We start from the raw sequence: 23,585 nt of genomic DNA, 5'->3' as shown, positions 1-23,585 counted from the left end.
AATTTTATTGTTTTTTTATATTTTTTTAGTTCACAGCAATAGCCCTTTGATTATAAAATTTAATTTATAATTCTTTTCAAAAAATGCCGTTCAAAATTGTTTAAAGGAATCAGGAAAATAATAAGGCTCTACTTCTCCTGTATTTTTTGGAAAGAAATTCAGTTAACAATACCAATAAAATCGGTAATAGGTTCTGAAATTTCTATAATAAGAAGCAGAAAAGCTAAAATAACCGCTAAAATAATTAGCGGGTGCAAAGAAAGACAGATATGTATTAGATAGTTTTTCCATTTTTCTTCTGGAAATGTCTTTGTTTTAGCGTTTCTAGTTACAATTTGTTTTTGTCAAAAAGTTATTTTTCACAGAAAACTTTGACAAATATATAAAAATTATGTCAAATCAAACTTCATTAAATCATCAAGATCTCTTAAAAGTGGATTTTTTTCTATAAATTTTTCAAATATTTTCTTTTTGGTGACTACTTCAATCTTCAGATTTTCAGTGTCTCTCTCGTATTCTACCTCAATTGCATGGTTCTGAACTTTTTTTCTGAAATGATTAAAAAATTCTCCACTTATCTTGTCAAATTCTACTTTGGCAGAATCTGAAGGAAATAAAACCCTGATCTTATTCTCTTCTTTTTTCTCCAGCTTAAAGGTCTTCACTGCATTAAAGACAAAATTATTTTTTACCTGCAGTTGTTTAAGCATTATTTTCCATTCCATCTGCAGATCTGTATCTGTAAAATGGTGCTGGGGAAGATTTTCAGTTTTGACAACAACATTTTCTGTTGTTTCTACTTTATCTTCTTTATTCAAAAAAGAATTGATGCTAAAGCCTGAAGAAATTCCAGGTCTGGATAAAGGCTTTGTTGTTTTATTGATTGTCGTATTCTGAACCTCCTCAGACTGTATAGCCTGTACTGTCTTAACGGACTCTTTTTTCTCCGGAGCTTTTTCAGGAATTTTTACTTCCTGCTTCTCATTGAGAAATGGGGCTAGTATTAAGAACTTTTTTTTTTAGTATCACCTGAATTAGCTGTCAGAGAAGATAGCTGCATCAGTGCAATTTCAACGGTAAGTCTTGGATTCTTGGAATTCTTATAATTAATATCTGCATGGTTACAGATTTCAATACCATCAATCAGTTGCTGGGCGGCCCATTTTTGTCCTTGTTCTATAAACTTAGACTTTGTCTTCTCTCCTACTTCAATGAGATCAATTGTAGAGGTATTCTGTGCCATCATCAAGTCTCTGAAATGGCTTCCCAGTCCGGCGACAAAAATATGAGGATCAAAACCCTTTTTAACAATATCATTAAAAGCAGACAGCACTTCAGGAATTTTGTTTTCCTTGGCCAGATCTACAATATTAAGATACTGATCATAGTCTAGAATATTTAGGACTTCTGCAGCTTTTGCCAGTGTAATGTTTTTCTGGGAGAATGTGGAAAGCCTGTCGAAGATTGAAAGGGCGTCTCTTAATGCACCATCTGCCTTTTGAGCAATCAGGTATAGAGCGTCATCTTCGTATTGTATATTTTCTTTTTGAGCAATATTTTTCAGGTGTCCCTGAATATCTTCAATGGTAATTCTCTTGAAGTCATAAATTTGACAACGAGATAGAATAGTTGGAATAATTTTATGTTTTTCTGTAGTCGCCAAAATAAAGATAGCATGAGCTGGCGGCTCTTCAAGTGTCTTCAGAAAAGCATTGAAAGCGGCAGAAGACAGCATATGAACCTCATCAATGATATATACTTTGTATTTACCAACCTGAGGAGCAAAGCGTACCTGATCTATCAGTTCTCTGATATCATCTACAGAGTTATTGGATGCAGCATCCAATTCATAGATATTATAAGCAAAGCCGTCTTCTGAAACCGAGCCATCTTTCTCATTGATCTTTCTTGCAAGAATTCTGGCACAGGTAGTTTTACCTACACCACGAGGTCCACAAAAAAGCAATGCCTGAGCTAGTTGACTTTCTTCAATTGCATGTTCTAAAGTATCCGTAATATGGGATTGTCCTACAACTGTATCAAACTCTTGAGGACGATATTTTCTTGCAGATACTATAAAATTTTCCATTGGTCAAAAATAAGAAATATAGTTCTAATTTGAAAATTAAAAGTTTTCAAATTATCAACAAAAATATATTTCTGTTCAAATTGGAAAACTTTTAATGATTACTTCTTTTTACTATATGCAAAGTCAATCAATTCAACAATAGCCTGCTCAATCTCTTTTCTTCCATCTTCTGTTTTCAAATCAATCCCGCAGAAAACACTTGCATTATATCCTGTATAAAGGTTAAGGTAATATGCTCCTGAAACAATTAGCGCCATAATTGCTCTATGTCTCGTTGCAGCACCTTCTCCAAAATACGGATCTGAGATATTTCCAAACAAAACCTCTCCTACTTCTTCACGTTGTTCAACCAGCTTTTTAAGGATAGGTTTATTTTCTGAAAGCTCCCAAAGGATGATCTTTTGAAGTTCTTTATTTTTCTTAAGGTTCTCAAACTGGTTAAGCACGACAAATTTGGTAAGCTCATGCCCTCCGTCGGAGTAATCTACCTCTACATCTTTATTTACCTGACTCCAGTAATCCTGAGACTTAATATATTCATCGATTAGCTTATCAGTGCTTCCAAAGTACTCATAAATCAATTTTTTATCAAAACCGGCAACTGCTGCTATCTTACTTACTTTTAATCCTGAGTATCCTTTTACTCTTAAAATTTTACCAACTGCAGCAAGCAGTTTTTGTTTTGTTTTTTCTTTGTCCCTAATTGGGCCTTGCACTACTTTTCTAGGCATAATTTATTATTTTTTTGCAATATGCAATTTTTTATTAATATCATCAAATGCGTTAAGCGTTTTATCCAGGTGTTCCTTTTCATGCCTGGCTGTTACACTCATTCTAATACGTGCGTCTTTTCTTGGCACTGCCGGATAAAGAATAGGATTCGTATAAATTCCTTTTTCTATTAATAATTTTCCGACATCCCCTGTCAAGTATGGATCTCCTATTTTTACCGGAACAATTGCTGAGCAGGTAATTCCCGTATCCAATCCTAAGTCATCAAGTCCTTTTTTGAAATAGTTGATATTGTTCCAGAGTCTTTCTCTCCAGATCGGTTCTTCGTCTATCAAATCAATGGCTTTAACGATTCCTGCGGATGATGGTGGGGCAGTTGCTGAGAAGATCTGCTGACGGGATTGGAATCTGATAAATGCTGCCAATTTTTTATCGGCGATAACATATCCACCCAGATTACCAAACGTTTTACTGAATGTTCCTGTAATGATATCCACTTTATCAAGTAATCCAGCTTGTTCCAAAGTACCTCTTCCTGTTTCTCCAAGGATACCGACACCATGTACGTCGTCTACCATTAGAAAGGCGTTGTATTTCTTCACTAGATTATAGATCTCATTAATATGCGAGGTATCACCATCTTGGGAATACACTCCATCCACAATAACGAGTTTCGTACGGTACAGATTTTCAGATACCTTCAAAATGTGTTCCAAAGATTCCAAATTATTGTGAGGAAATGTTTTTTTATTGGTAAAGGCACATCCTTCATGTACACTGGCATGTACTGCCATGTCTAAAATTGCCAGATCCTCTTTCTGCATCAGGCATTGTAAGGTAGCACTGTTTGCTGTATACCCAGTCGTAAAAACAACAGCTTCATCTTCAGTTCTTTTAAAAAAGCTTGATATTTTTTTCTCTAGGGCATTATGGTAATCAAAATAACCACCAATAAGAGGGGTCGCCCCTGTTCCTGTACCATACTTCTCTATTCCCTCAATAGCGGCCTGCTTTACTTTTGGATGCTGTGTAAACCCTAAATAATCACTGGAAACAAAACTAACAAATTCTCTGTTTTGGTTTGCTATATTTACATTCAATACTGCATTAGTCCCTGAAGTATTCTTCAGTCTGTAATTCATATGCCCGTTAGACTTCACAAAGTCTAGGTATTCATAAAATATTTCAGCTCTTTGAGCCATATCATTATCTGGTATATTCTCAAAGTCTTTAATAGTTGCTGTTGTGAAATTGATGCTCATCCTTAATCTTGTTTGTTGTGGTTCGAAGAAACAAATATATGACTATTTAAAGGGCTTTGATTCACATAAAAGATTAAATATTATTAAAGACTTAACATTTTTATTCTCTTGCTCTGCAAACCAAACGACTCCATTATATAAATGCAACTTTGAACATATTTTTTATTGAATTAGTTAGTTTTTAGTAATGGAAAATTAGTAAAAAAAGCAATCAATAAAGTAATATTGGTAAAGAAATAATAAAAAAAGACCTTTATTTCTCACAACCTCCTCATTTATAAAAGATTATTTTCATTCATTCTTTTATTATTATCTGGTAAAAAACTATTTTCAGCGGTATTTTAACATTATTAAATCCCATAAAGGAGAACTGAAATCTATAAAATATAATATCAAAGCCGTCTGAGAGAAATAAAATAAAAATATCAAATTTCATAAAATGTCCTGAACCTACCCGGAGTAAATCCTGTCATTTTCTTAAAAAATTTTGAAAAATTGGATGGATCATAAGTAAAAATACGTGCAATCTCTGCTACGGATTTATCAGAATTGGTAAGCATCCATTTAGCTTCATGAATGATTTTTTCATCATAAAAATAACAAGGATGCTGCCCTGTTTCTTTCTTGATGGTGTCGGTAAGATGCTTATGAGAAACAGCTAACTGTCCAGCAATTTCATTAACTTCCATAAATTCGGAAATGCTTCCTGAAATCACATCCTGAACATGTTTTTCTAAAAACACAAAATATTGATTAACAATCTCTTTACTTCTTTTCATCGCATTTTTGGTTTTATACTGATTTAAACCATAAATTTAAAGTTAAGAATTAAAAATCATATGGTGAACTTTTCGGGTCATAAATGAAAAGAACTGTTTATTCAACAATTATATTGATGCAGAAAAAATTTGCCTTTTGAAAATACTGATTTTTTTTAGATGCAAAACACCCACTCCAACTCAAATATGCAATTGTATAAAAAGAAAAAAGATCTCTTTCAAGAGATCTTTTATTTTTGAGGTAAAAACCGTTTGTGTTTTTAGAATCATTTAATTAATTAAAAGCTTCTTTCATCTTGGTGGGAATCGTTTGCAAAAGTAGGAAAGCCATCCAGCCTGATCAAAAAAAACATGTAGAATTAACACAATATCGTTGTAAAACTTTTACTACAAAAAGACAATAAATGAAAAATATAAATAAAATTCGCAAAAAAACATAAAAACCAACTAAGAATATCACAGGTACTTCTCTGATGTTCAATCCATTTAAATGAACAAACCTCATTCGATGAATCACATTAAAATTCAAATATTTTTTGAGGCATTTGCATCTTCTCCGCATGAAATCTTTTAAAAATTGTAAATTAAAAATTATGGTTTCTGCAATAGAACTGTTTAAATAAAATAAATTTTCACTATCTGTAGAAATATTACTACAAAAAAACCGACAAATATCTGCTTCATTATCAATAAATATACACAAAACTCATCGTAATACCCATCAAAAAATACTGATTTATCTGTATAATTTCATTATTTTTACAGCATCAAACAAATCTGTTTAACACATAAAACACAAACGACTAAAAAAATTAATGATAAAAATTTATTCTCAATCGTTCCTACCCATTAAAAAAACTTCGACTTGTACAAAAACTATTATTAACCGTTTTATGCATTGATGCATAAAACATAGATCAGTTGTGCACATATGAGAGTTTGGGCATTGTTTTTTACTTGCTTATATTTCAACATTTACGGACAGCGCCATACTTCAACATGGTACAATATTGACAATGGACTTCCACAAAGCAGTGCAAAGGCCCTTGTTAAGGATAAACATGGTTTTATATGGATCTCTACAGAAAATGGTCTTGTACGTTATGATGGTAGTTCTTTTATTACTTTCAATAATTTCAAAATAAATAATTTGCACTTTGGAGAATTTATTGGGGATACCCTTTTGGACAGCATTACGGTTCTCAATAATTTCCAGGAAAACAAGATCATTATAAAAAATAGATTTCCTAAAGTCACCAGTCTTCATAATAGTGATAAAAAAGGTTTTTTAAAGGAAGGAACGTTTATAAACAGGATTGCAAATAATATTATTGCATGTAATTTTTATAATGACATTCATTATTTTATACAGCTTAAGAATTCAACCTACAACTTTACCACAAAAAACACTATTATCTACAAGGATGAGAATGGGAAAGAAACGAAAATAGCTTTTCCGTTTTCAAACAAGGATCTGAACAATATTTTTGTATTTAATGAGGTTCTTTTTATTAATAATCTCAAGGCAAGGAAAACCTATTCTATTGATAAGGGAAGGCTTTCTGTTCATGAAAAGGAAAGTCTTTTTAATGATCCAAATACAAAGGTTTACTGGCAGCAAATCACCAATCAAACCTTTATCATCAATCATAATAATATTTATCTTGTAGAAGGAAAAGGACGTGAAATAACACTGAAATTTCTTGTAAAATACAATGAGATAGGTAGCCATTCCTATTATTCTATGTTCTACGATAAGGATTTTAATAAACTTTATCTTGGAACTCTGAATAATGGACTAAATGTTCTTAGACTTTCAGATTTTTATGTTGCCAAAAAAGAAGCTGATTTTTCTAACAATGTATATTATGCTTCTCTCCCATTCAGTAAGAATACAATCATTGCAGACGACGGAACAGAGTTTGGAAAACATGGAATTGTCAATAAGTACTCATTTGGAAACAATGATAATTATCTTATGATGTATGACAAATCCGGGAATATCCTTATCCGGAAAAGAAACAGTATCATTCGATTTTATAAGGATTCCGGTTACAAAAGGAAAGACTCTACCTTTATAAAGAAAGGATTTGAAATGTTTTTGAAAAGTGGAAACCTGTATGGCTCTTCATTTTCAGATTTCTCTAAAAGCCAGCTGCATCTCTCGACAAAAGATATATTTTCAAAACCGGATTTTGTTTATCACTTTAAAAGCTTTGTCAATAATTTTGCCCAATACAACAAGGATGAAGTATTGGTAGGCAATAGTGATGGACTCTACTCTATAACTCTGGGAAGTGAAACGATTACTCCTATTCTGAAAAACATCCACGTTAAAAGCATAATCCAGACAAAGGATAACCTTATCTGGGTTATGACCAATAAAAATGGCTTTTATCTTTTCAGAAACCGAAAGCTTATTAAAATGCCCAATGACAGGAATAACCATCTTCAGTCTGCGCATTATATTCTTGAGGATCGAAAAGGTTTTTATTGGATATCTTCCAATAATGGTTTGTTTAAGGTTCCTAAAAAACAACTTCTACAGTATGCGGAAGATCAAAAAAATCCTGTTTTTTATTATCGTTTCACCAAAAAGGACGGATTCCTGACAAATGAATTTAATGGAAGTTCACAACCCAATGCCTATGCGCTGGAGAGCGGAGATTTTGTATTCCCGTCTATGGATGGGTTTATATTTTTTAATCCGGACAGTATCAAAACTTACTATCCAGACAAAAGTAAAATTTATATTGAAAGGGTAAAGATTGGAAATTCTGAACCTCAACATTTCCACCATCTTCTTGATTTAAAAAAAGACTATAAAACCGCAGATATTTTCATTGACATCCCTTATTTTTCCAATTTGGAAAATCTTTATATAGAGGCCAAGATATCAGGTACGGAAAATACCGACTGGGAACAGATTGCCACCGGAAAAGAACTAAAATATACCCTCAGCAATCTTGCTCCAGGTGAATACATACTGAGCGTGAGAATGCTGATCTCTCCGGATGGGAAATATGAAGAAAAAAACATCCAGTTTAAGATCCAGCCGTTTTTTTATCAAACCATGCTGTTCAGAGTTTCTGTTTCTATTATTATTTTGATTATCATCACTGTAATTGTTCAGCTCACTACTAACTTTTTAAGAATAAAAAATAAAGCATTAAAGCAGATTGTTCACAACAAAAATTCTGAATTGAAAGAAACTGCCCTTACTCTTGAAGTAGTAAAAAGTGACCTGCAAAAAGAAACTGAATATCAGAAAAAACTGGTAGAAACCATCAGCCATGATATTACCACTCCTATCAGGTTTATTGCCATGCTTTCACAGAAATTATATGAATCGGATGATGTAGAGTTGCAAAAAAAGTATTTTGACAGCATTTACAAATCTTCGGAACAACTTTATCAGTTTACCTTAAATTTAAAGGAATATACTGAACTTTATAAGGCTGAAAATATCTTTGAAGAGGAAGAATACCCTATTAACAGGATTTTGGAGATCAAGAAAAAATTATTCTGTGAGATCGCCAAGGAAAGAGGCACCATGATTATCAACATGGCTGAAACCAACATTTTTTCCCATGTGAACGAAAGTATTTTAATGGCAATCATTCATAATATTCTGGATAATGCTGTAAAGAATACGTTTGATGGCCAGATAGCCATGAATATTACAGAAAACAAACAAAAATCTACCATAACAATAGCCGATACCGGGGCAGGAATGTCCGCAGAACAAATAGCTGTCTATATGAACCTTTTTAAAAACCCTAAACGGGAGACGCCTAGCTTTAAAGGAAAAGGATTAGGGCTGCATATGGTGATTCATTTAGTCAAAAAAATTAATGCTGAAATAAACTTTAGGCAGAATCACCCCAAGGGAATTGTTGTAGAAATAATGCTCAATAAAAACTAATTTATATGAATGAAAGAATTTTAATTGCTGATGATCACTATGTAGTCAGAGCAGGAACAGCACTGGTTTTAGAGACTGCCTTTCCTAGTCTGAATATAGATTTCGCAGAGAACTATGAACAGGTAAAAAAGATGTTGGGAACCCAGCAGTATGATCTTCTTATTTTAGATATTGACATGCCCGGAACTCAATATAAAAAAATGATTTCTGAGCTTAAAGACATTCAGAAAAATATAAAGATCCTTGTATTTTCCGGGTATGATAAAGATGTTGCCATACAATACATAAGAGAAGGGGCTGAGGGCTATCTGAATAAGCAAAGCAGTGAAGAAGAAATCAAGAATGCAGTAAAAACAGTGCTTGAAAAAGGCTACTTCTACCCTGCTGAATTAATTGGGCTTATCATTCAGAATAAAAGAAATAACCCTGCTGAAAAACTTTCTTCCCGTGAATACGAGATTTTTAAACTCTTGGCCGATGGAAATGGAAATCTGGAAATTGCTAATCAGCTTAACATTCAGATGTCTACGGTAAGTACCTATAAAAAAAGAATCTTCCAAAAACTTGATGTAGGTAACATTGCAGAATTAATCAAAGTATATGAAATGATGCATTAATGTTTTGTCCAGAAAGTAGTAAAAGATGGTTTGGAATAAACATCCGTGCTTACTATTACTCCAATTTTGTCAAAGAGAGAAAATAATTAAACTTGAGTAGCAGCACCTCTTCTATATTCAGCACCTATCGTGATCATTGAGATAATGATTTTTACAATTAAAAAATAATCAGGAACTTTACTGGACCTTATTTCTATGAACCTATTGCATTTTAACGGCAAGAAATGATGAATCCATTTGAAAAAGCAGATCAGGGAAGCCAGCATTTCCGATTTATAAAACTTTGTATTTTTTTTTCCGGACTTTCTGTATTTGCGCAGCTTTATCTTTTTCAGCCGATGCTGCCCATGGCGGCAGAACATTTCAACGTGTCTGTGGGCGACACTTCCCTGCTTGTATCATCGTCTACCATAGGAATGGCGTTAGGCTTATTATTTTTCGCCTTTAAGGCAGACAGCTATTCCAGAAAGGGGCTCATGACTTTCTCCCTAATTTCTTCAGCTTTACTTACCATCCTTTCAACATGGATACCAAGCCTCAGTCTTCTGATTGCCATCGGGATTTTCAAAGGATTTGTTGTTTCAGGAGTTTCAGCAGTAGCCCTCGCCTATCTTACAGAGGAAGTAAATACTGCTGTAATAGGCGCTGCCATCAGCATGTACCTAAGCGGAAATACAATTGGTGGGATGAGTGGCAGAATATTGGCTACTCTTATTGCCGGGGAATTTGGATGGCGCAATGCTGTTTTGGTGATTGGAATAGAGAGTTTAATCCTGGGCATTATATTTTGGAAACTTTTCCCAAAATCAAAATTTTTCAATCCCCAAAAAACAGATTACCATCTCAAGATGAAGCAGATGAAGTTTTTTCTCACTAATCCTTATATGCTTCGTTTATACTTCATTGCAGCTTTGGTAATGGGTGTTTTTGTAAGTGTATACAATTATCTGACTTTCAGATTGGAGGATGCTCCTTTCTCCCTGAGTCATTTTATCATTGCATTTATATTCCTGATGTACGTTTTTGGTGTCTTTGGAACTATGATCGTTGGCCGTCTATCCAAAAGATTTCCTGCCAATACTATTCTAAAGGCATCTATCCTGTTTATGATTGTGGGAGCGCTGTTGCTTCTATCAGAAAATCTTTATGTTCTCATTTTTGGACTTGCTCTTTTTACGCTTTCTTTTTTTGCCTCTCATACCATGGCTAGCCAAATGACTGCACTTTATGCGAAACGAGGAAAGTCCTCTGCTACTTCTATTTATTGGTTATTCTATTATTTCGGATCAAGTATTCTGGGAAGTGGCACCGGATATCTTCTCCACTCCTATTCCTGGAATGTTTTTATAGCATTTCTTATCTGCTCTATTGTCATTGCTCTTCTTTTGGCTACAGCTAATAAGTCTTCACAGGAGAAAAAAATTCACTGATCTCAAAGACCTACTACATCCAATTTTTTGAAACCCAATTATAATTCTATTATTTTAACATAATATTAATTTTTTAACGAAAAATTTAACCTAATCTTCACTAAAACACTGCCTTACAATACTATGCATGGCTTAATATTTGATAGTTATACCCTATACCAACATCATCACAAAAATCAAAATATTATGAATGTAGCAGATCTTAAAATCAAAAACTTAGTCGAGTACAAAAATCAGATTTATACGATCACTGAAATCTTTCAGAGTGTAGAAAAGGAATATTTTGTTCACATTGAAAATGATATTCAACGTATTTCGGTTCCGGCAGATTCCATTAAGCCAATTAAAATAACGGAAGAATGGCTGGAGAGGCTGGGATTTTCAAGAACATTCAGTTCAGATCAAAGCATCCGATACGAGAGACCGGAAGCTTTTATAAAGTATGATATTGATCTGAGTTCCAGAAAAATACTGGAGGGATTAAAAATCTATGGAAATGCTATAAAATGTAAGTATATCCATGAATTTCAAAACATTTTTTCATGCCTGTTTGGTAAGGATCCGTCTTTACATTATGGCTACCTTAAAACAGAATCATAGTTAAATAGTTCTTAGTTATTGAAAACCATAGGTTATTATGATAATCTGTGGTTTTCTCTGTTATAGAAAGTCACCAGAAATTCTGAATACAAAACAAAAAAGCTGCCTCAGTTTTGAAGCAGCTTCTCAGCACAAGTATGAAACAAAATGCGCTCATTTTTTGATGGTATTCTTAACTCTTGAAAACTGTTTTATTCGCCAGTTTCAATACATAGCTATTCTTTTTACCTTTCGTTAAAGTATATTGTCCTTTTTTATAAACAACAGCCTTTTTAGATGCTACTTTCTCAAGTATGAGACTTCCGTCTGAAGACGGTAAAAACAACTCTGCCTGTTGTTCGTCCTGGCTAAGAATTATGGCCGCTTGAGAGGTGTATGATTTTTTAGTATTTACTTCTTTTAAAAGAATTTTTTCATCAAAAAGCCTCACACAGTCGTTTTTTATCACAGAGAAAGTATATCCTGCGGATCCTTTGCATCCATGTTTATCTTTATCGGAACCGGCTCCTTTTGGAACAAGCTGTGCAGAAGCACTTGAAGCGAACATTACAACTGTAATTGCTGTAATTAATAGTTTTGCGTTTTTCATATGTTTAAAATTTATGGGACATTTTTTTTACTATACTGAATAAGGAGAGTTACCTGAATAAAATAATCCACTTTATTGAGACAGGAACATGATTTTTAATTAGTCAAAGATAATTTATGCTGAAAATTCGATTCATTTGTTGTTTTGTATTGCATTACAAATAGTATTCCAATTCTATGGAAATATTATTTTAAAGATAATAATTTACAACTTTTTCGGACGTTCAACTTAAAATATTTTATTTAATTTTATTAAACTCTATGTTGAACATATTGGATCCTGATAGTATAAATCCTTTCATCTTATTATTTTCATCATACTTAAAATGAATTCGTCCAAAAAATGGCTCCCGGGAATAAAAGTTTTCCGGACTTAAAGGATGTAAAATAGCTTCGGGATTAATGGCATGTCTTGCAACAAGTTTATTATCCTTAACAATCAACTCATAGATTGTATTGAATTCTTCATTCTTATAATGCCCAACAAATTGATTGAGATCCATTTTGCTCTCATCCAGTGGATTCAATATTACCTTTTCGCAGGTAAATACAAAGTCCCCAATGCTGAATGTAAGCTTTCCGGTATAAAATGTAACATGAGCGGTTGGAATAAAAGGAATGGCAAATATATGGTCTCCCACAGATTCCAAAGGGGTTTTACTTCCCCACGCATATAGTTTTTTACCATCCGTGGTTATTTCCATATAATTTCCAGGATCTATTTCATAGGTACCCTCAAACTTTTTTAGTTCAGTAGAAGTATAGGCTATTTTCCTAGGTGGAGAGGCCAAAACCTCATGATCTTCAAGGAATAGATCAACCAGTTTATAGGCAATAAATAATCCATCAAAAGCAGCTTTATTACTCATTAACACAATTGATAAATGATGGGCAGGAACATGGAGTATATAAGATCTGTACCCTGCTGTACCACCACCATGAAAGACAATATCCAGTCCTTTATATTTTCCGGTTTGCAGTCCAAGACCATATTCTATCTTTTCGCCTGTACTCAGAAAAGTATTTTGCTGCATTTTTTGATAGATTTCACGACTGCCCACTGTTGGGTTCTGAAAATTGACAGCCCACTTACAGAGATCATCCAAAGTTGTAAAAATGTTGGAAGCACCGTTTCCCATTTGTCCTAAGGTATATTTGGTAAAGTTCCTCTTGTTTTCTCTGTATGATTCAGATTTATTGGGAATAATTTTCTCGGGATCATCCACGACATTCGTATAATTCATGTGAAGAGGATTGAAAATATATTCCCTGAGTAAGTCAACAAAATCTTTTTTGTATATTCTGTGAAGAATTTCAGCAAGAAGGATAAAGCCTGTATTATTATATTTGTATTGTTCACCGGAAGGAAAATTTATACTTTTAATGGCCAAAACAGTCTCTACAGCTTCCGTATTGGTTACCCGAGACTCAATTCCAAACCCCTGCAGTCTTTTGATATTTGCAAATTCCGGTAGCCCATGGGTATGATTGGCCAGTTGTCTGATGGTGATTTTATAGGGCAAGTGCTTTAGTTCCGGCAAATAGATTCTGATATCATCATTCAATGACAACTTTCCCTCCTGCTCTGCTAAAAGGACTACAAAAGCTGTAAACTGTTTAGAGACTGATGCAATATTAAATGCTGTAGAATCTGTCACAGGAATCCGGTTTTCAAGATTTGCCAGTCCGTATATTTTCTTTTCAATGACTTTTCCGTCTCTTATAATCCCTACAGCCATCCCTGGAGCATCTGCCTGAGAATAATTGTTAATGATGGAGTCTGCTTTCCGAAGTTCATCTTTTTGATTGGATTGTCCAAAACAAATTTCAATGGATAGAACAGAAAACAAGAGTAGAATAATGGTTTTAATTAATGACTTCATTGTATTTGATTTTTAATAATGAAGCAAATCTGAAGTTTTATAACAGAGTAAACATCCGACTATCGGAAATCGGACTCTTTTTATTATAGAAAATTAGTCCGACTTAAAATCGGACACCGTCTAAATAATTGATTTTCTGTAATCTGTGGGAGTAACACCAGTCTCTTTTTTAAAGGCCGTATAAAATGAAGATTTAGAATTAAATCCAACTTCATACAAAACTTCCTGCACAGTTAACTGCGGTTGATTCTTAAGCAACACTTTTGCATAATTGATTCTAAACTCATTAATAAAGTCGAAAAAATGTTTACCCATATACTGATTGATTAACAATGACAGTTGTTTTTCCGCCATACCTATCTGCTCAGCCAATTTTTGCAAGGTAAGTTTATCATCTAGATAGGGTTTTTCCATATCCATAAATTTTAGAAGGTCTTTAAGCTGTTCTGGCTCTTCCTTAGATTCTTTTTCTGCTTCTACAGGAACCAGGTCTTTATCAATTCCTGTAAATAGGCTTGGCTGATATAGGGCATTAAGTACAAACCAACTGACAACAAATAAAACAAATAGCGAGGAAAATGCATACAGCCCAAGGAAAACAGCATTATTATCCTTTACAAAGCCTCTGATCAACACAAAGACATTTCCAATTAAAAAAAGAACAGTAGTCTGAAGCAACCATTTATAAGTAAGATGATGATTGCTTGAATAATTCTCCTGGTATATCTTTTTAAAAGTTCTCAATGTCCAAAATACGGCAATGATATAATAGTAATACTGAATGACAGAAACAATATCAAATATCTTTTGATTTTGTTCAGAAACTCCCATGATGCTTAATAAACCGAAAAAGAATAAAAAAGGCACTCCATGCAAAAGCTGATTTTTATTGAGTGTAAAGTTATAATAACAGGCTGCATTAACGTACAGATAGTATAAAGGCATCTGAAGCAGGATACTGGATCGTTTAAATGCTTTAATAAGGCCATGATCCGGCGTGTTCAGAAAAAAACCTGAAAGATCTACAACAGAAATCAAAAGAAATGCAGCAAACAAATAATTGGGTAATTTTCTCTTAGGTTTTGCAGTGATCAGAAAAACACTCAATAGCAAAAACAAGAAAACAATAATTTTACCTAAATCATTTATGAATGCCATATTTCTATTTTGATTATCACAAAACTACAAATAAATCTACCATTTTTTTTAAATCATATAAATACATTACTAAAGCAATAAACAGGTGAAGGTTTTCTAATCTAAGATATATTTGTGGCTGCATTTCATTTCCTCATTACTTTGCCACAAGCTGTTTTTATTATTTCCTTACATTTGTCTTCTGGTCCTTTATGGACAAAAACTCAAGTAATTCCCATGGATACAGATATCATTATTTCACAACTGACAGAGCATTTTCAAGAAATCGTTCCTTTAAAGGATACGGAGATTGATCTTGTCATTCAAAAATTAGAGTTTATTCAGCTTAAAAAAAAAGATTATCTGCTTCGTGAGGGACAAATATCTAGGCATATGCGCTTCATTGCTCAAGGAAGTCTGTACGCCTATCATATAGATGAAAAAGGAAAGGAAAACATCACCCAGCTTGGCATTGAAAGCTGGTGGGTTAATGATTTATACAGCTATCTGAGCGAACTTCCGTCAAGAATGTTTATTCAGGCTAATGAAGATTCGATCATTATACAGATCAGTAAAACTAATCTGGAATTATTGTATAAAGAAGTCCCTGCCATATCAGAATTCTGGCGCCTGAAGATGCAGTCAGCCTATGTTACTTTACAGGAAAGAACGTTTGAACACTCAAGAGTAGATGCCTATACAAAATACAGAAATTTTGTATCTGCCTATCGTAATATCGAGCAGCGTTTTCCTCAGTACATGATTGCTTCCTATCTTGGAATCACAGTAGAATACCTTAGTTACTTGAGAAAAAAACATCTGTCAGGCGCTTCTTAAGATATCTTAAGTTTATTCCGTTCCGGCCTGAATAATTTTGCTCACAGAATTTAACGAGTGAAATATGAAGGCCAAAATCATCGCCATAACAGCTCTTGCATCAGCCTATCTGAATCTGAATGCACAGAAACTTACCTATACCCCGGATCTTGTTTTAGGACATCGTTCCTATACCTATATGCACAATGTCAATTATTATTTTAATGATCGACTGAAGCTCAACAACCTTACTTTATTTGACACTGAATATACCAAGGATCATGAGAATATATTTTTCATAAGAAATACCCTTGCCTACCATCTTAATAAGAAATTCAGTGTAAATGCAGCATTTGGAATGAAGAATCCTGGAGCATTCTTCAGTGCCTATGTACAGTATCGAATGGCAAAACCCACCTACTCTCTTTCTTATTCTATTGGGACCACCTACCAGAAAGGATTTACACTGGAACAATCTGTTTCTTTTGAATACACCCCTTATCTCAAGGAAAACCTACAGGGGTATTTCAGTGTGCTGGCTATCGGAAATCTGGATGATGGCGGGTATCCTAGAGGATTACAGTTTATCCGGCTGGGCGTAAAGCAGGATAAAATGATGTATGGAGTAGCCTCTAATTTTGACCAATTCAACAATGCAAAAAAGACCCTTGAAAATATCGGAGCATTTGTAAAATATAACTTTTAAATAAATATAAGAAATGAAAAAGAACATTAATTTAGGAATGTTAATCAGCAGAATAGCTATTGGTTTTCCAATGTCAGTTTATGGAATTAATAAACTGATCCACGGCGTTGGATTTATTGAAGATATGATGACCATGCACGGCTTACCATCATTCTTTGCTTATGGCGTATTTGCAGGTGAAATTATCGCGCCTATTATGTTGATTATAGGATTCAGAGCACGTCTGGCAGGATTAATCTTTGCCGCCAATTGCTTTACGGCTAACATTCTTGCCCAAACCAGCAATATATTTAAGCTTAATGATTTTGGAGGCTGGGCACTGGAGCTCCTGTTTATTTATCTGATCATTGGTTTAAGTTTCTTCTTTAGCGGTGCCGGCCAATATGCAGTTTCTACCAATAACAAATGGGATTAAGTCTAAGTATAAGATAAATAATCAAAAACAACAACCTCCAATGTGCTGATTTGGAGGTTGCTTGTTCAGGTTATAGAATAGAAGTTATTTCTCAAGATGGCTTATATCATTCTCCACCAATTTTATATGAATCAATTTTTCTCTGCTTATCCGGACAAGGTCTCCGTTTCTAATTTTATGTTTCTTTTGTAAAGGCCTTTCATGAACAAGAATAGATTGTGACTCAATTAGTTGGTTCAATTTGCTGGATGAAATTTGTAAACAACTTCTGATAACTGTTGACATTCTGAGATTAAAATCAAAAGGACAATTGATTTTAAAGGTAATTATTTCATTGTCCGAATTTGCTAATTCCTCTATCGAAATATCAGTATACTGAATTTCATATTCTACACTATCAATATCGGCTTCTGCATTATTTCTTCTTCTTAATTCGTGGGAAAATGCATATTCCCAAGCTAAATCCGTATTATTCTCTGAAAGTTTATTGAATAAATCTTTACTTATAGATTCCGTTCTGATTCTTGAAAAAAGAGTCATATTATATCGATTATTACACTTTACACATCTGTAAATTAACCAGATATCAATATTCTTTTTTTGTGCATTCAATCTGAATTTATCACTGCAATGAAACCTTTCGCTATCACAATGGCTGCATTTCTTTTTTAAAAGGGGTGTATTTTTGGCTTTTACCTCCCAGATATACTCTATACTCATTATTATAATGGTGCTTAATATTCTTTGTTAAGTTTTTCATATTATTCACGCATTACAAGGCAGAAAAACAGGTTAAAAGATGTTATCTCCAAATAGCAAGATTTCTGATCAGTAAACTGTCAAAATCCTGAATTGCATAAGCCTTTGCCTTTGCAACAATGCGATAAATAATATGATTAAATGAAAACCTGTTCGGGTAGAATTACCCAAACGAAAGAATGATTAGCCTGTGGTTGTGAAGGCTAATACTAAGCTATAATAAGTTTAAGAGTTGTTCTCAAAACGAGTTATTTACTTGGTTATGATAAAAGTAGGTAATTCTGTGCAAAAAGCAAATTATTTTTTCTCTTTTTTAGATGGGAACACAAATTACTCATAATATAAAAGGCTAGAGAAATGAAACAGAAGAGTTTAGGGATTCGTTGACTTCCTCTTCAGCCCCGGCTATTTTTAGGGAAAGCGTGGAATATTTCAAATATCCGGTTCTTACATCATAAACGGACTTAATATCTGAAATGATTGTAAAGTTCTTGGTATAGTGGTAAGGTTTTGCTTTCTGCTGGAATTGTTTATCGGCTATTAATTTTGTAAGAGTTTCCTCATCCAGAGAGATCGTACCTCTTAAGGTAAGATCTATGTCGTTTATAAGTTCAACTACATATTCAATTTTTAGGGGCAAGCCAAGAGGGGCATGTACCCAGGACATTCCATCAATCACTGTTCCTACTTCAAGCTCTTTGTTATAAATATTGACAAAAAAAGGCAAATGGGAACCATTGGAAAGCAAGTCATACTCCATCCCAAACGGCATCTTGAAATACAGCCTTTCATAGAGAAACAGAAAGGTATTATTCTTACTACTACGGTTTTTTTCCTTGAATTTATTCCATTGTACCTTTAGCAGTTTCTTGTTTGTAATTTCAAAAAGGTTTTTCTTTTCGTTCAGATCAAATTGTACCGGAGAAAAGATCAGATTGCAAGATGTATCATCTGTAAGGTCTTTATTTGTGAAGATCATCTGTAGATTTTCACCTTGATTCAGATTAAGTGAAAAAGTATTACGGGATTTTAGTTCAGAAAGCTTATTATTTTTATAAAGGGTATTTTTTGAATACTCTGACTTGTAAAGCTCCTGTGAGTCTGGTTTAATATTGATCAACATCATCTATTGGTTATCTAATAAATCTTGGTATACATCTGCCATATCCTGGTTATCAACTTTCTTACACATCAGTATTATCTTATTGTAACTTGTTGATAAATAAGATGATTCAGGATTAATATTGATCCATTTTTCCAGAATATCAATACCTTCTTCAATATTTCCACGCTGCTCCAGGTTTGTTACTTTTTCTAAAACAATCATAAAATCATGAGGAATAATTTGATAAACTTTATCAAGAATTTCATCAAATTTATTCTGGTTGCCATTCATTCGATAGAAAGCCATTGCACTTTTCAGCAATGGAACATTGGTAGGATATCTTTCAACCGCAGTTTCGATAAAGTGATTTGCCTCAGTTTGATGATCCATATACCATTGATGATCTCCATCCATCATAATAACATATACTTCTGCTTTTTTAACATAGAAAAACAACTTCTCTTCCTCCGAAAGTTGAGCAATAGCTCTATCACAGCAGGCAACAGCTTCATCATAAGCAGGCCACAATAGCTCTGCTATTACCGATTCGTCCAGCAAAAAATTAATATAATTGAGATAATAGTTCCGGTCTTTAGGGTAGTCCTCCAGTAAAGAACGGTATGTTTTAAGCCCGGAACGAATCTCTCCCTCATTAAAATATTGCTGGGTAAGCCGCTCGATACGATGGATTGCATTAAGGTCTTTTTTCATATTGCTGCATTTATAAATCTAAATCTCTTACTGCTTACAACGAACGTTCATCTCCTATTAGCTTAACCCTAAGTGCATCATTACTTCAGGGCGTTGTCTGAATAAAATAATATCCTGATCTGCTTCTGCTTCCAGTTTATGGATGGCTTCTTCACCATATTTGTATGTTCCGGTCAATAAGTTCCTATATTCCTCTGTTTTTTCACTATTCTTAAGTTTATAGTAGATTTTGAAAAGGGCTTCATCTTCATTTCTATACATATCTGGATATGTTGGCAACCCCACTTGCTTATCCATTGCTTTTATATTTTCGATTTCTTTAGCGGCATTGCTATAGTCCTTTAAATAAACCAATGCCCAACTCTTATACAAAATACAAGCTAAATGAACAGATGTCAAAGCCCTTGATTTTGCAGTAGATGCATCTACAGGGATGTAGCTCATCATATTATCACAAACTTTGACAACTCCTTCATAGTTTTTAATTTTAAGATATAACTGGATCAATTTCTCACCTACTGTTAAGTATTGAGAATCCAGATCATAAGCCTTTTCATAATTGATTTGGGCATTCTCCAAATCTCCTTCTTTCTGATAAATATCTCCAAGCAATTCATAATTTTCCTTGAAATGAGCATCCAAGGCTATTGCTTCTTCTACATAGCGTTTAGCCGGATCTGTACTCAAGCTTTCATAATAGGTAGAGGCCAATAAATATCGGTAGGTTACATTATCGGGAAACTCATTGTTCACTTGATGCAGGATCGCCAGAGATTCTGCAAATTCACCATTATTTCTATACTTTTTTGCGTCTGAAAGATGTTTCTTAACTTCTTTTTCGTTCATTTTTTTTATCTTTATTTTCTTACATTAATAAAATCCGGTATTTCCCGGAGGTAATTTCCCTCGAATGGCAAAGTATGCAGCTATAAGGCCATTCTCAATGAATCTTGCATATGCATAGCTTCTCCTAAAGGCATACCATTCATAAGGTCCAAAACTGCCGTTTTGTAAATTTCGCAAAATCATTAATTCTTTAGGACTTGTCCATGAAAATGCCTCATATCTCCGAAGTACGGATCCATATTTGGTAATCCCATATTTATAGATCTCACCGGCACTTAAAAATACAGAATCCGGATCTGTAACTCCTCTTTGATAATCTCCATAATTACCCGGAAGATTAACATGTACGTCATATACATTAAATGGTCCGGCTTCTGATGGAACATCTGTATCAATAGGTACACTCAGTGGAATGGGTATAGGTATAGGGATTTCTATGGGTTCTGTTTCCGGAACCGGAATGGGTTCCGCCACAGGCGGTGCGGTATCATCCCAAACATCATCTGCTGTTTCATTGATCTGTCCCTGTACAAATTCAACAATTTTATAGATGATATAGGCAACAATAAGTATGACAGCAACAATAATAATTGCCAAAATCAGGGCCTCAATGATCGCTGCAGCCAAGGCTGCTATTCCTGCTCCTATTACTAATGCGGGCATAATAGATTATATTTGTCCAGAGTTAATACTAGTAATAATTCCACCCAGAGGACAAATACATTTAGATGCCTCAAACAGAGCCTTTGTATCTTTTATTTTCACCTTAGGCACCGTGTTAATCCAATTGAGCTTCTGACCGCTCAGATTTAGGTTTAATCTGCAGATTCCTGCAACACTACAGAGTGTAAAATGGGTAATATTTACTCCTGCAATATTATCCTTATCTGTGGCAAATAAACCTTCTCTATTCTTTATTTTGTTATTGCTTGTAATATTTAAAAGTGACGGAATCAAGCCTTTGTCACACTTTAAAATAGCATTGTTTTTAAGATATTGCATGACTTTATTCTTTATTTCATTTTAACTTCATTTCCTCCGGTCACAATAACGTTTTGATCGCTATTGATTTTAAAATTAGACCCTTTTGCGGTTTGGCTGACCCGTTTTGCATTAAGGTCAAAATTATTGTCAGCTTTTTGCTCAAGGTTCTTTCCATTCAGTTTAATTAATCCCTGTTTATCAATCGACAATAGATTATCCCCTACTTTTAGGGTAATCGAAGATTTGGCATCAATAACCACATTACCCGCCGAATCCATCTTCAACATCGATTGCGGTGGAGCTCCTTTTTCTCCTCCCACATTAATAACCGTAGTACTTCCGGCATTAATTGTATTATTGCTTCCTGTATTTGTGGTGTGGTCTGTATTGGCATTCACGATTGCATTTCCGCTGCCATCAAAGAACATGTTGGCTCCTCCCTGATCTTTCAAGTTCATGGATCCGGCACCATTGTCATATTTCAGTTCGGCACCGCTACGGCCGCTGAAGCTCATCACATTGTTCCCTGAGCCACCTCCTGTACCAATTCCGCCGTGATACATTCCCCCCATAACGAAAGGACGATCAGGATGAAGATGCACAAAATTTACAATAACCTGATCTCCAACCTCCGGAACGGACATGAACCCTCTGTTTTTACCTACTTTATCACTGCTTCCTGCATCAGGTGACATTACCCGGATGAACTCTGTTATATCTTGTCCACTTTGCCAGTCAAACTGAACCTGAACACGTCCCTGATTGAGCGGGTCTGTATTGGATACCACTTTCCCAAACTGAGGTTCTGCTATCGGAACAGCAAATTCAGGTCTTGGGATAAAGCCTGTATCTGAAGCTATGGCCTCAAAAGTTCCCATATAATATCCTCTTGCATCTACCTCATGGGTTACTTCTGTAAGCATCAGTTTAGTAAAGTAGGAAGTATCATTGGTATCTGTTTTTCGCATCTCAATGTCTGCAATACAGCCAGGATAAAGAAATGGAACAGTAGTGCATCCGGATGTGATGAATACTTCTGAAGCCTTACTTCCTGCTGTACCTTTTTGGGAGACATCAATATCCATGAATGAAGATGCTTTTATAGGAGCTACCCGTAATGATGGGGTAGAAAAAGTTTTTTCTGATATTTCGTAGGCACGCCGGGCAATATCAGAGGTGTGACTGATCTTTGAGCCGGCTCCTTTCAATTTTTCATTCTTGCTACTGTTATAGCCATAAAATGTAGGATTCACATGCTGCGCCTTCATTCTTATTTTAACATCGCTCAGATTACTTCCATAGGTGAGTTTTACTGGTTGTTCCTGTGGGGGCAGCTGTCCGAAATGCAGCACCTCTCCGTCATAGAAGAATTGTTCTCCATAGGCTTCTGCTAACCTTGCAAGGAAATTGTAGTGTGTTTCTCCATACTGCGAGCTATAGGATACATTTCCGTAACGGGCATCTACCCTTACGTCATATTTTCCTTGTCCAAGTCCCTCTTTTATGACGTCCTGTGCAATACTATTCAAACTTATAGGTTGTGCTCCGCCAAAACTTTGGATATGAGGAGCTGCATCTAGTAAAATGGTTGGACTATATCCTGTCAATACAAGGTTCCCAAGACTCCCTTTCTCCTGACTGAATCCTACTTCGGTAATCACTCCTACAAAATTTCTTTCAGGGCCTTCTTCAATATCCTTGTATTTGAAAACAACGGTAATACGCTTGCCAAGAAACTTTTGAGCTTGCTCCAGATTGTGATTTTCTGCATGTCCTAAAGTATCATAAGCTAGAGTGAGGTCAAATTCATGATGTCTGACTGCGCTTTGTGTAAGTTTAAAATGTTTGAAAAACCTGACAGGATCTCCTTCTACGAAAATCTCAAGCCGTACAACCCTATTAATTCCTGCAATGGCATTTTCCGGAATTCCCTGAGCATTGAAGATCTTTGAAGTGGGTTGTTTTGACCATACTTTATCATTACTTATCGTTGGATCATTGGGCACCAATGGCTGATTCATAAAATAGGTTCCCTTATCACTCTTATTTTCTAAAGAGGATGTATCAGAAGTTTCGGCTAAGTCCTTAGGTTTGTTACTGTTTTTTGTGTTTGATGCTTTCCCGTTCTTGGAAAGATTTTTTTCTTCTTCTTGAAACATGACATAATTTTTTCTGTTGTCTAATGTAGATTGGAATTTCTT

At 34.5% G+C, this 23,585-nt stretch carries 22 protein-coding genes; 7 read left to right on the top strand and 15 right to left on the bottom strand.

What is annotated here, in order from left to right; all coding sequences use genetic code 11:
• Positions 1–389: 389 nt before the first annotated feature.
• The 5 genes from SCA31_RS12130 to SCA31_RS12110 all read right to left on the bottom strand — a co-directional run bounded on the left by SCA31_RS12130 (position 390) and on the right by SCA31_RS12110 (position 4,862).
• A complete protein-coding gene (locus SCA31_RS12130; protein WP_410697257.1) occupies positions 390–818 on the bottom strand; it encodes a hypothetical protein in 429 nt (142 codons plus the stop codon).
• Between the two features lie 185 nt (positions 819–1,003).
• Entirely contained in the window at positions 1,004–2,089 is a 1,086-nt protein-coding gene (dnaX, locus tag SCA31_RS12125; RefSeq protein WP_410697256.1) for a DNA polymerase III subunit gamma/tau, read from the bottom strand.
• A 98-nt stretch (positions 2,090–2,187) separates the two neighbouring features.
• Complete coding sequence (locus tag SCA31_RS12120) at positions 2,188–2,820, bottom strand: TetR/AcrR family transcriptional regulator (protein WP_410697255.1); 633 nt, start codon at positions 2,818–2,820, stop codon at positions 2,188–2,190.
• Positions 2,821–2,826: 6 nt separating this feature from the next.
• Positions 2,827–4,083, bottom strand: coding sequence for an aminotransferase class I/II-fold pyridoxal phosphate-dependent enzyme (locus SCA31_RS12115; RefSeq protein ID WP_076355797.1), 1,257 nt, complete (start codon positions 4,081–4,083; stop codon positions 2,827–2,829).
• 425 nt (positions 4,084–4,508) lie between these two features.
• On the bottom strand, positions 4,509–4,862 hold the full coding sequence (locus SCA31_RS12110; RefSeq protein WP_410697254.1) for a helix-turn-helix domain-containing protein: 354 nt from the start codon (positions 4,860–4,862) through the stop codon (positions 4,509–4,511).
• 931 nt (positions 4,863–5,793) lie between these two features.
• Between SCA31_RS12110 and SCA31_RS12105 the strand changes: the two genes are divergently transcribed.
• From SCA31_RS12105 to SCA31_RS12090, 4 genes are all read left to right on the top strand, one after another.
• Complete coding sequence (locus tag SCA31_RS12105) at positions 5,794–8,787, top strand: sensor histidine kinase (protein WP_410697253.1); 2,994 nt, start codon at positions 5,794–5,796, stop codon at positions 8,785–8,787.
• Between the two features lie 5 nt (positions 8,788–8,792).
• Complete coding sequence (locus SCA31_RS12100) at positions 8,793–9,404, top strand: response regulator (RefSeq protein ID WP_410697252.1); 612 nt, start codon at positions 8,793–8,795, stop codon at positions 9,402–9,404.
• Positions 9,405–9,628: 224 nt separating this feature from the next.
• The gene (locus tag SCA31_RS12095; protein WP_410697251.1) at positions 9,629–10,834 is read left to right on the top strand and encodes an MFS transporter; all 1,206 of its coding nucleotides are present in this window, start codon (positions 9,629–9,631) and stop codon (positions 10,832–10,834) included.
• Between the two features lie 186 nt (positions 10,835–11,020).
• Entirely contained in the window at positions 11,021–11,434 is a 414-nt protein-coding gene (locus SCA31_RS12090) for a hypothetical protein (protein WP_410697249.1), read from the top strand.
• A gap of 172 nt (positions 11,435–11,606) precedes the next feature.
• Here the strand turns inward: SCA31_RS12090 and SCA31_RS12085 are convergent, their stop codons facing one another.
• From SCA31_RS12085 to SCA31_RS12075, 3 genes are all read right to left on the bottom strand, one after another.
• On the bottom strand, positions 11,607–12,023 hold the full coding sequence (locus SCA31_RS12085) for a hypothetical protein (protein ID WP_410697248.1): 417 nt from the start codon (positions 12,021–12,023) through the stop codon (positions 11,607–11,609).
• A gap of 238 nt (positions 12,024–12,261) precedes the next feature.
• Complete coding sequence (locus SCA31_RS12080; protein WP_410697247.1) at positions 12,262–13,905, bottom strand: serine hydrolase domain-containing protein; 1,644 nt, start codon at positions 13,903–13,905, stop codon at positions 12,262–12,264.
• 120 nt (positions 13,906–14,025) lie between these two features.
• On the bottom strand, positions 14,026–15,063 hold the full coding sequence (locus tag SCA31_RS12075; RefSeq protein WP_410697246.1) for a helix-turn-helix domain-containing protein: 1,038 nt from the start codon (positions 15,061–15,063) through the stop codon (positions 14,026–14,028).
• Between the two features lie 216 nt (positions 15,064–15,279).
• Here SCA31_RS12075 and SCA31_RS12070 point away from each other — a divergent pair, with 216 nt between their 5' ends.
• The 3 genes from SCA31_RS12070 to SCA31_RS12060 all read left to right on the top strand — a co-directional run bounded on the left by SCA31_RS12070 (position 15,280) and on the right by SCA31_RS12060 (position 16,979).
• Positions 15,280–15,879, top strand: a complete 600-nt coding sequence (locus tag SCA31_RS12070; protein ID WP_410697245.1) for a Crp/Fnr family transcriptional regulator — start codon at positions 15,280–15,282, stop codon at positions 15,877–15,879.
• Between the two features lie 64 nt (positions 15,880–15,943).
• A complete protein-coding gene (locus tag SCA31_RS12065) occupies positions 15,944–16,564 on the top strand; it encodes a hypothetical protein (RefSeq protein ID WP_410697244.1) in 621 nt (206 codons plus the stop codon).
• A gap of 13 nt (positions 16,565–16,577) precedes the next feature.
• Positions 16,578–16,979 carry a DoxX family protein gene (locus tag SCA31_RS12060; RefSeq protein ID WP_410697242.1) on the top strand — a complete coding sequence of 134 codons (402 nt, stop codon included), beginning with the start codon at positions 16,578–16,580 and terminating at the stop codon, positions 16,977–16,979.
• A gap of 84 nt (positions 16,980–17,063) precedes the next feature.
• Here the strand turns inward: SCA31_RS12060 and SCA31_RS12055 are convergent, their stop codons facing one another.
• The 7 genes from SCA31_RS12055 to SCA31_RS12025 all read right to left on the bottom strand — a co-directional run bounded on the left by SCA31_RS12055 (position 17,064) and on the right by SCA31_RS12025 (position 23,543).
• Positions 17,064–17,591 carry a DUF1062 domain-containing protein gene (locus SCA31_RS12055; RefSeq protein ID WP_410697418.1) on the bottom strand — a complete coding sequence of 176 codons (528 nt, stop codon included), beginning with the start codon at positions 17,589–17,591 and terminating at the stop codon, positions 17,064–17,066.
• A gap of 496 nt (positions 17,592–18,087) precedes the next feature.
• Positions 18,088–18,861, bottom strand: coding sequence for a hypothetical protein (locus SCA31_RS12050; protein WP_410697241.1), 774 nt, complete (start codon positions 18,859–18,861; stop codon positions 18,088–18,090).
• Between the two features lie 3 nt (positions 18,862–18,864).
• Positions 18,865–19,554 (bottom strand): tetratricopeptide repeat protein, encoded by a 690-nt coding sequence (locus SCA31_RS12045; protein ID WP_410697240.1) that lies wholly within the window; start codon positions 19,552–19,554, stop codon positions 18,865–18,867.
• 57 nt (positions 19,555–19,611) lie between these two features.
• The gene (locus SCA31_RS12040) at positions 19,612–20,400 is read right to left on the bottom strand and encodes a tetratricopeptide repeat protein (RefSeq protein ID WP_410697239.1); all 789 of its coding nucleotides are present in this window, start codon (positions 20,398–20,400) and stop codon (positions 19,612–19,614) included.
• Positions 20,401–20,424: 24 nt separating this feature from the next.
• A complete protein-coding gene (locus SCA31_RS12035) occupies positions 20,425–21,063 on the bottom strand; it encodes a hypothetical protein (protein WP_410697238.1) in 639 nt (212 codons plus the stop codon).
• A 6-nt stretch (positions 21,064–21,069) separates the two neighbouring features.
• Positions 21,070–21,402, bottom strand: a complete 333-nt coding sequence (locus SCA31_RS12030; protein WP_106916016.1) for a DUF4280 domain-containing protein — start codon at positions 21,400–21,402, stop codon at positions 21,070–21,072.
• An 11-nt stretch (positions 21,403–21,413) separates the two neighbouring features.
• Complete coding sequence (locus tag SCA31_RS12025) at positions 21,414–23,543, bottom strand: type VI secretion system Vgr family protein (RefSeq protein WP_410697237.1); 2,130 nt, start codon at positions 23,541–23,543, stop codon at positions 21,414–21,416.
• Between the last annotated feature and the right edge of the window lie 42 nt (positions 23,544–23,585).

The sequence above is a fragment of the Chryseobacterium sp. SIMBA_028 genome, from assembly GCF_046535285.1.
In the GTDB taxonomy this organism is placed as follows: domain Bacteria; phylum Bacteroidota; class Bacteroidia; order Flavobacteriales; family Weeksellaceae; genus Chryseobacterium.
The sequence above is the reverse complement of the archived record's forward strand: the minus strand, read 5'-3'. Positions and strand labels throughout refer to the sequence as shown.